The organism is Virgibacillus salarius (genome assembly GCF_039521925.1).
In the GTDB taxonomy this organism is placed as follows: Bacteria; Bacillota; Bacilli; order Bacillales; family Amphibacillaceae; genus Virgibacillus; species Virgibacillus salarius.
In genome coordinates this window covers 1-9,928 of the sequence record NZ_BAAACY010000059.1, presented here as the reverse complement: position 1 = coordinate 9,928, position 9,928 = coordinate 1, and the positions used below count along the sequence as shown (strand labels likewise).

Here is a 9,928-nt window from a genome sequence, read left to right as displayed (position 1 = left end):
ATCACGGTGAGCTTACGAGCCAATAATGACTTAGATGAGGGAGATTCGTGAAGACACCTAGTTTCTGGGCGCTGGAGCTAGACGTGGCTCAACACGCCCATTTATCCACATGGGCAAATAATATATTTTCCTAGACCATTTAAAAAGTGGTACCGACGATCACGTTAGATGAAGGTACCACCTATATTTTCTAAGGGAAAAAGGATACTTCTCTTTTAAAGCTATCGTAGGCATTTTCATGATACCAAGTTATTTTCCTTAGATTTTTTGAAGGCATTTGCAAGAATGGTATTGCTTAACTCGTGAACGATATGGTGAAACAGATTACTGATGAGGTGTTGTTTTTTTCGTGAAAGCTTTCCCTACAAATGTTGTTTTTACAGGCAATCTATTATCCAGGAGACAGTCCAAAGCATTCATTCAAAGGCATTGTGCGTAAAATTTGTTTCCTTCAAGAATATATAAACATTATCGCAATATCTCGTTTCTATGCTTATTATTTCCAAGATTGGATCGGAGCAAAATCAGTGTATTACAAGGTTGGAAAAACTTTTCAATATCGCTTCTTTATTGGAGTTTACAGTTTACAATTAAATTTCTTCCGATAATTATTCGGCGTAATGTTGTAATATTTCTTAAATACCGTGCTAAAATAGGAACTATTTGAAAACCCAACAGATGAAGAGATAAACTGTATGGTATGATTTGTTTCTTTTAATTGATTTGCTGCTCTATTTAACCTTATTCGTTGCAAATAATTTAAGGGACTCTCCTTTTTGATTTTGTTAAACGTTCGTTGAAGGTGAAATGGACTGGAATGAAAGACATTTGCTAACACATGAAGCGTGATATTTTCATCATAGTTTTTGTCAATCCATGCACATATAAGCTCTATCCATTCCTCATTAGGTAATAACACATTGTCCGGCTTACATCTTTTACAAGGCCTAAACCCAAGCTGTAATGCTATTTGTGCCTTTTTAAAGATATAAACGTTGTCTTTATTCGGTAATCTGGATTTGCAAGATGGACGACAGAAAATTTTAGTTGTTTTAACACCATAGTAAAAATGATCGTCAAAATTACTATCATTATTAGAAATTGCATGCCAATATTCTGAGGGGATGGTATGGGATGATGAGTATAGATCCATAGCTTTTCAACACCTCCTATATTATTAATCTTATTCTACCAAATAAAAACACACTGTGAATAAAATTGAAAACATTCTTTACGTACCAACAGTATTTATGCATGGAATTCTTTTTCTAAAAATAGAAGAAGTTTTGCGTATATTTATTTACTCAAATAGCCGCTATCTCCTCCACCACAGTGGACTTTCACCACCTAGATAGTCGCCATGCCTGGCGCACCTACAAAAAACGTTTCCCACGATGTGAGAAACGTTGATCCGGTTATTCATGTTAATTAAGTAACTTACTACTATAAATACTTCTCCTGTCGTCAACATTCTTTCACTCAAAATCTTCAAAGTCATCGAGCAATGCACGTACTTCATCTGTTGACTCTGTTTCCATCATTTGACTTCTTAATTCACTCGCCCCTCGAAAACCTCGAACATATATCTTAAAAAAGCGACGAAGAGGCTTAAACGAACGTGTATCTATTTTTGAATATTTATCGAAAAGATCCAAGTGTAATCTTAAGATATCAAGCAATTCCTTACTGCTGTGCTCCTTCGGCTGCTTTTCAAAAGCAAATGGATTTTTAAAAATTCCTCGTCCAATCATTACTCCATCTACACCATATTTTCCCACAAGCTCCAAGCCAGTTTGGCGGTCAGGAATATCACCATTGATGGTCAACAATGTATCTGGAGCAACCTCGTCACGAAGCTTTTTAATCTCAGGAATTAGCTCCCAGTGAGCATCTACTTTACTCATTTCCTTTCTTGTACGCAGATGAATAGAAAGATTAGCAATGTCTTGTTCCAATACGTGTTTCAGCCATTCAAACCATTCATCTATATACGTGTAACCTAGTCTTGTCTTCACGCTTACAGGCAATCCTCCTGCTTTTGCAGCTTGTATGAGCTCTGCTGCTACTTCTGGACGACGGATCAGGCCAGATCCCTTTCCATTCCCTGCTACATTAGCTACAGGACAACCCATATTAATATCAAGACCCTTAAATCCTTGTTCCGCCATACCAATACTCATTTGCCGAAAATACTCCGGCTTATCGCCCCATATATGGGCTACCATTGGTTGCTCATCCTCTGTAAATGTCAAACGCCCGCGTACGCTTTGGCGCCCTTCTGGATGACAATAGCTTTCTGAGTTTGTAAACTCTGTAAAAAACACATCAGGTCTAGCGGCTTCGCTAACTACATGGCGAAAAACGACATCCGTCACATCCTCCATTGGTGCCAATATAAAAAACGGTCGTGGTAAATCACGCCAAAAATTATCAATCATAATCAAATTTCAATCCTCTCATGATGGGATATGATCAAAAAACATCCCAAAATCAAAAACAACTGTCCTTACTCCCTTTACACTTATACCATGCTTAAGCACTTTTTATCAAACGGATTGCCTATATAAACCCTAAAATACTTGTAATTTCACTCTTACGTTTTCCCATTTTTCCTTCTGGTCATTCTTCATCGTGTACACGATTTTTTCTACCTAAATTGTGCGATATGGGTACAAAAAAGAGTTCTCACTAAATGTGAGAACCCTTGACTTAAAGGCTTTTCCCGTTTTATCATACCGGTGGTCGGGGTCGATATAGGTCTTAAAGCATTGATAGTACAAGGTTTTCTACGAGTAATGTGTAAAATTTGTGTAAAATGGTTTTTATTGTGCGAAGGGGAAACGTAAAAATAGCCTCAATTCAACATCTTCATAAATACAACAGGAAACTTTTGTAGTGTAGTTATTATTTTTTATTCAAGTTTATTATAGTATTTTATGAGCTAATTTTAGTCTTAAACTAGGTATTAACAAGCTATTTATTGCAAATTTATACTTTTAAATCAAGTAAAATAGCCACATAACCCGAAACCATTTTATATCATGGTTTACAAGGCTATGTGGCTTTATTTTGGCGTTTTAGGAATACCCCCTATAGAAATTATGGGATTTTTCCCGTGTGATCCGGACAAGGTAGTTATTTTGAAAGGTGTAGAGATTTGACCACCCTTTGGGTATTAAAACCATCTTACTTGATTAGTTGTTTTGTGTAAGGAAGTAGTTCTTCTATCTTCTCCACGATTCTTTTTTGTTCTTCTAGTGGTGGGAGTGGAAGCGGTGCTTCTAATACATCTTTTCGTTCTATTCCTGGGATCATACTTTTTGCTTTTGCTTTTAAAATATTCACATAGCTTTTAATAAAATATTGCATGAATTTAGCATCTATTTCTATTGTTCTTATAGACATAATTTGCCTTGCTATGTGCACCTTTTCTTCACCAAGGATTACAGTCTTACCTACTGTACCTTTACAAGTTAATAAAATATCTCCTTTGAGAGCTATAGCTTTAGGTTCCTGCGTCCACCTATTAATTATTATTTCTCCATCATGAATGTTACTGGCACCTGTTAAATACGGTATTCCATTTGAAATGTCGTTGTATTTACTTGATGTCATATCTTGACCAGAAGTCAAATGTATAACATTACCTAATCTAACCCATTTCCAACTCTCTGGTATATCAAATGGTATCTTCTCTTCAGTGATGTCTGGAAGTGCCTTTGTCTTTTTAATCTTGTTTTCCTTAATCAGCTTTTTCTTTTTTTCTTGAATCTGCTGATATAGCTCTTTAGCAGTACCCTCTTCTTCTCGATGTTCAACCAACTTCCCTTGGATCGCATATTGTACAATAGATTTTTGCATATCCTCCGGGGACTTCTTATTAAGCTCCTCGACCTCAGAATAGGCTTTATCGTATTTCTCCACATAAGGCATTAGTTCTTCTATCTTTGATACGATACGCTTTTGTTCTGCTAGTGGTGGGGTGGGTACTAAGGTAATTCTAACTTTGTCAGAATTCAAATTATTAACAACAGCACCCGATACTCTCGAAGAAAATTGATTAAATACCATGCGAGAACTAAGTAAATAGTATAGAAATTCTTTGTTAAAGATTTCAATAAATTGACTTAATACTAACCAACCATCATGTATACATCCGTCAATATTTAAAATGTATGGTCTACCAAAACTCATTGAATTACTTAAAAGGAAATCTCCTTTTCTCACATACCTACTTTTTTTAAGACCTTCTTTTATAATCTTTTCATTGGTCTGATTAATAAACTTTCCACCTTTGTCGGTATCCCCTATTTTAATCCAATTAATACCATCATCAGAATCAGTTAAAAATGATTTTATCGGTCTTGGGGATCCCCCTCTTGCAATCTCAAGGACATCTCCTAATCTCATCCACTTCCAACTATCAGGTATATCAAATGGTATCTCATCCTGTTTTATCTCCTGAAGTTTCTTTTCTTTTTTAATCTTCCCTTCTTTAATTAGCTGTTCTTTTTCTGCTTTTACCTGCTCAAGTAGTTCTTTTACAGCACCTTCTTCCTCTCGCTGTTCTACAAGCTTTCCTTGGATTGCTAATTGAAAAATGCTATTTTTTAGATCCTGTGCATTCATCTTACTTACCTCCGAGCTTAGAAGTAATCTGCTCTAGCACATGGTCAATTTCAGCATTAAGAGAAGCTCGTTTTTCTTGATATTCTTGAATCAAGTCCATCGGCTCTAAAATAACTTCTTCCTCGTGAGGAAAGCCACAAAGATCGATATTATAACTCCGATGTACTATTTCATTAATGGTATATTTCTTTGCTTTTGGATAACCTTCAACTTTAATCTCTTCTCGGTTTTCCCACCATTCCAAGGCTTCATTGAAGTGTTCCAGCTTCATCGGTCTGGTCTTTGAGAAGTTTTTATAGCCTTCTGGCATATCTACACGATAGAACCAAGTTTCCTCCGTAGGTTTGATATTATCAAAGAACAAGATATTCGTTCTAATAGATGTATAAGGCGCAAATACGCTATGAGGCATCCTTATTACTGTATGAACATTAAATTCACTGAACAGTTTTTTCTTGATGTTGAATTTAGCATTATCTGTACCAAATAAGAATCCGTCTGGTATGATTACTGCTGCTCGACCGTTCTTCTTCAATCGATACATGATTACATTCATGAATAAGTCGGCTGTTTCAGAACTTCTTAGCTCCATTGGGAAGTTGATTTTTACGCTTTCTTTCTCACTTCCTCCGTATGGCGGATTCATAAGAACTACATCGAAAGGCTCCATTTTACGAAGCTCTTTATAGTCTGTTTCTAATGCATTCCCATGAAGAATGTTTGGATCATCTATATCATGAATCAGCATATTGGTCACACACAGCATATGTGGCAATGCTTTCTTTTCAATTCCATACACAGACTTGTTATAGATTTGTCTATTTTCAAGAGAGTTACCAACTTGTTTATCCAGTGCAGATAAAGCAGATGTCAAGAAGCCCCCGGTACCACAGGCAAAATCTCCGACTTTTTCTCCTAATACCGGTTTCACCACTTCTACCATAAAGTCAGTAACAGCTCTTGGTGTATAAAACTCACCAGCATTTCCTGCACTCTGTAAGTCCTTAAGGAACGATTCATAGATTGTACCGAATTCATGGCGCTCTTTATATTCTGTGAAGTCGATCTCATCAATGATATTAATAACCTGACGAAGCAGTACTCCATCTTTTTGATAGTTGTTGGCATCTTCAAAAGCGGATTTTACAATGATTTGACTCATCGGTGTTTCTTCATCAATTTCTAAATTCTTAAGTGTAGGAAATAGTTTGTTATTTACAAAATCAAGTAAAGCATCACCCGTAAGTGCCTCACCGTCTTTTAGATCAACTGCCCAATCTCTCCATTTTAAGCCTTCTGGAATGATGGACTTATAATTGTCATCATAGAGCTCCCATGCTTCTTCCTTTGCATCATATATTTTCAAGAAAAGAATCCACACGATTTGCTCAATTCTCTGGGCATCTCCATTAACACCCGAGTCATTTCGCATAACATCTTGAATTCTCTTTACAAAATTACTAATCGCCATAACTCATACCTGCCTTGTCTACTATTGTTGGTTTTACTTATGCGTAATAAATTTCATTCTCTAGTTCTTTTACTGCCTTTAGATAGGATTCTTTTCCACCAAAGGCTTTGACTATTTTCATTGGACTACCAATCTTAGCAAATTCCTTTAGTTGAAGTACTTTTGTATCTTCGATCTCTTTAATGCCATCATTGGCATACTTATCAAGCAGTGCTTCAATGACTTGCTGGGCAACATCAGAGTACTTGTACAGATAGTTACGTTTCTTCACATTATCCGCTCTCTCTTTTTTTGTTAGCGGTGGTTTATCGTAAGCCAAGTGACAAATGAGATCAAAATCATCTACTTCTGTTTTGCCCAATTCTTCTCTGACCGCATCTAGCAGTACACCACTGTCTTGTAATTCATCAATAATGGCTTGTTTTTTCTCCGCTTCTGTCCAAGTTCTCAAGAAATCATCCAGCCTTGCATATTGCTCTAGGATATTTTTCTTTGTGTAGTCAGTCAGACTTTCAGTGATGAGCTTCCCATCCTTATCTACATATTGGACTCTCTCTGAAAGAACTCTAACAGTAACATCGCCTATATAATATTTACGAGGTTTATCATCACCCTCATCATTAAAAGGTGGTGTGTCTCCAGTTCCATACTTACCATTATCTTCTTTGACACCATCATTACCAGCATCTTCTCCAGTGCCTTCTTCGCCTTCATCTGTTGGCGGCTCTGGTTCATCCACGGGATCATTCCCATCAAGGTCAATAACCACTTCCGGTCTACCATCAAATGCAGGGTCAGCAAAGAGTCGGCTGGAGTTACGAAAGTCCATAATGCTAAAGTAGGTCTTACCGTATTCTTCAAGAAGTCTTGTTCCACGACCAATAATCTGCTTAAATTCGGTCATGCTGTTGATGCTATTTTCCAAAACAATCAACTTACACATTTTCGCATCCACACCGGTAGTCATTAGTTTACTGGTTACTGCAATAACCGGGTAATCACTTTCTTCATCAATAAAGTATTCTAGCTGTGCTTTTCCCTCATCATTATCTCCCGTAATACGCATGATGTATTTATCATTTTCCGCATACAAGTCTTTATTTTCATTAATAAGTGCTTGCCTCATACGTTCGGCGTGTTCAATGTCCACACAGAATACGATTGTTTTACTAAAGCGATCGGTTTTCTTTAAGAACTCTGTGATTTTAGATGCTATGACTCGTGTTCGATCATCAATCACAAGAGAGCGTTCAAAATCTTTTACATTGTACTCTCGATCCTCAATTTCATATCCATATTTATCTACCTTTCCTGCTTCCGGTCGATAGCCTTCAAGATCTCGATCCAATCCAATTCTGATGACTTTATAAGGCGCCAAGAAGCCATCATTTATTCCTTGTTTTAAAGAGTACTCATAAATGGGCTCACCAAAGTAAGTCTGGCTGGAGGCTTCTTTTGTTTCTATTGGTGTTGCTGTACAACCAATGTGAGTAGCCGATGAAAAATACTCTAAAACCTTTCTCCAGGCTGATTCTTCTTTTGCACTCCCTCTGTGGCACTCATCTATCACAATTAAATCAAAAAAGTTCGGCTGGAACTGACGGAATGTCTCTTCTCCATCATCACCCACAAGTTGTTGATATAATGCAAGATAGATTTCATAAGAACTATCAAGATTTTTATTTTGTACCTTTGTCATTTTTCCACTAAAAGGTTTGAAGTCTCCAGAAATAGTTTGGTCAACCAGTACATTGCGGTCTGCTAAGAAAAGGATCCTTTTCTTTAAACCAGATTTCCATAACCTATAGATAATTTGGAAGGTCATAAAGGTTTTACCGGTACCTGTGGCACTAACTAACAGCACACGTTCTTGTCCTTTGGCAACCGCATCTACTGTTCTATTGATTGCGACCCTTTGATAATATCTAGGTGTTTTATAATTAGGCACATAATAATAAGGCTCTAGGATAACCTTTTCCTCAGCCTCATTGATATTTTTATCAATTAAATATCTTTGGTATAATTCTTTCGGCGATGGAAACTCTTCAAGTCTTAGTTCTCTTACCTCACCAGTAATCAAGTTCTGCTCCACAAAGGCATCGCCATTAGAAGCGTAGACATAGGATATGTCTAGTGCTTTCGCATATTCGATCCCTTGCTGCAAACCTGCTCCTACCGGATGATTATTATCTTTGGCTTCTATAACTGCTAAAGGAAAGTTATTTTTGTAAAAAAGTACATAGTCCGCTCTTTTCTTTTTTCCTCTGGCAGTAACATTTCCACGAAGTATGATTCTACCAGCCGTAAAGGCATATTCAAGTCGCACTTGCTTATTTATGTCCCAGCCTGCATCAGTGATTGCCGGTGTGATATATCTAGCTTTGATATCTTCTTCAGATAAATTTCTCTTTCCCATTAGCTCAGCCCCTTCACACTATTCTCGCGAAATCGCTTATTCTATTTCAAATTCAATATGTCTCCAATGTCGCATTCGAGGCACTTGCAAATTTTATATAAGCTTTCTAGGTTTACAGGTTGGCATTTTCCAAGGCGAGCTAATATGTTGTAGGTAATTCCAGCCTGCTCCTTCAACTCCGTTTTATTCATTTTCTTGTCAATCAAGAGTTTCCACAATTTATCATAGCTTATGATCATCCAAAGTCCTCCTATAGCTATGTAAAATAAAGTCAAATATATTATAACACAACATTGAACAGGAAATAGAGAATGGGGCTGGGACAAAACCCAGTAAAATTAAAAGTGGTACTCGCCAATAATTTGGTGAGTACCACTTTTTTTGAGATTTATGTACGCAAAAGGGATACCTTCTGGTAAAGTTAAAGTAATCACACCCAAACAGAACCGGAGGTGTCCCTTATGTTTAAACATTATACCATGAATCAAGTCGTTTTGCCTTTAGATTTTGAAATGAAATTACAAGAAAATGATATCGCCTATGCAGTGAACCATATTGTAGAACATATCCCAGAAGAATCATTTGTGGGATTTTTGCGCGAAACAGGTTGTCCTGCATACCATCCTCGAATGATGATGAAGATTATCTTATGTGCCTATACCCAATCTGTTTTTTCTGGCAGAAAAATAGAAGGCTTACTTAAAGATAGTGTACGGATGATGTGGTTAGCACAGGGGTATGAGCCAAGCTATCGTACCATCAATCGATTCCGTGTTCATCCCGAAGTAAAAGAGTTACTACGCCAATGTTTTGTCCTATTTCGCTGTCAACTTGTTGAAGAGAAGGCAATTGAAGAAGAGGCCATTTTTATTGACGGCACGAAATTAGAAGCGAATGCCAATAAGTTCACTTTTGTATGGAAAAAATCCATTGAAAAATACAGCTCCGATTTAATAGAGAAGTCGAATCAAATGTATGCGGAGCTACTGGAAAAAGAAATTATCCCCGAAATAGAAAGAGAAAGTTCTGATGAAATTTCAACGGAAGAACTCAATGAAGTAGTAAAAAACTAGATGAAAAAGTGAAGAAATACGATCAAGAAATCGAGGAAAGTGAAAAAGCAAAAGATCGCAAACAACTCCGTTCTATGCGAAAAGAACCCAAGCAATACCGTAAACAATTCCAAGACTATGTAATTCGAAAACAGAAATATCAAAATGATATGGAGATCTTTGGCAACCGCAATAGTTATTCTAAGACGGATCATGATGCCACTTTTATGAGAATGAAAGATGACTATATGAAAAATGGCCAACTTAAGGCGGGTTATAATGTACAAATAGCGACCGAAGGCCAGTACACATTAGCTTATGATGTATTTCCAAATCCTACGGATACTCGCACGTTTATTC

6 protein-coding genes and 1 pseudogene are annotated in these 9,928 nt (G+C 36.9%); 1 reads left to right on the top strand and 6 read right to left on the bottom strand.

Features of this window, described 5'->3' with window-relative positions; translation table 11 throughout:
* Positions 1–577 precede the first annotated feature (577 nt).
* The 6 genes from ABDZ84_RS08445 to ABDZ84_RS08420 all read right to left on the bottom strand — a co-directional run bounded on the left by ABDZ84_RS08445 (position 578) and on the right by ABDZ84_RS08420 (position 8,755).
* Positions 578–1,153 (bottom strand): Ada metal-binding domain-containing protein, encoded by a 576-nt coding sequence (locus tag ABDZ84_RS08445; RefSeq protein WP_026682881.1) that lies wholly within the window; start codon positions 1,151–1,153, stop codon positions 578–580.
* Positions 1,154–1,475: 322 nt separating this feature from the next.
* On the bottom strand, positions 1,476–2,438 hold the full coding sequence (locus ABDZ84_RS08440) for a tRNA dihydrouridine synthase (protein ID WP_343781070.1): 963 nt from the start codon (positions 2,436–2,438) through the stop codon (positions 1,476–1,478).
* Positions 2,439–3,186: 748 nt separating this feature from the next.
* Complete coding sequence (locus ABDZ84_RS08435; RefSeq protein WP_343781066.1) at positions 3,187–4,629, bottom strand: restriction endonuclease subunit S; 1,443 nt, start codon at positions 4,627–4,629, stop codon at positions 3,187–3,189.
* 1 nt (position 4,630) lies between these two features.
* The gene (locus ABDZ84_RS08430) at positions 4,631–6,100 is read right to left on the bottom strand and encodes a class I SAM-dependent DNA methyltransferase (RefSeq protein ID WP_343781063.1); all 1,470 of its coding nucleotides are present in this window, start codon (positions 6,098–6,100) and stop codon (positions 4,631–4,633) included.
* A 37-nt stretch (positions 6,101–6,137) separates the two neighbouring features.
* Positions 6,138–8,516: an EcoAI/FtnUII family type I restriction enzme subunit R gene (hsdR, locus tag ABDZ84_RS08425; RefSeq protein WP_343781060.1), complete on the bottom strand. Its 2,379-nt coding sequence runs from the start codon at positions 8,514–8,516 to the stop codon at positions 6,138–6,140.
* A 41-nt stretch (positions 8,517–8,557) separates the two neighbouring features.
* Positions 8,558–8,755 carry a helix-turn-helix domain-containing protein gene (locus ABDZ84_RS08420; RefSeq protein ID WP_343781057.1) on the bottom strand — a complete coding sequence of 66 codons (198 nt, stop codon included), beginning with the start codon at positions 8,753–8,755 and terminating at the stop codon, positions 8,558–8,560.
* Between the two features lie 222 nt (positions 8,756–8,977).
* On the opposite strand from ABDZ84_RS08420, the pseudogene ABDZ84_RS08415 reads away from it, so the two are divergent.
* Positions 8,978–9,928: pseudogene (locus ABDZ84_RS08415) on the top strand (transposase); the annotation flags it as partial.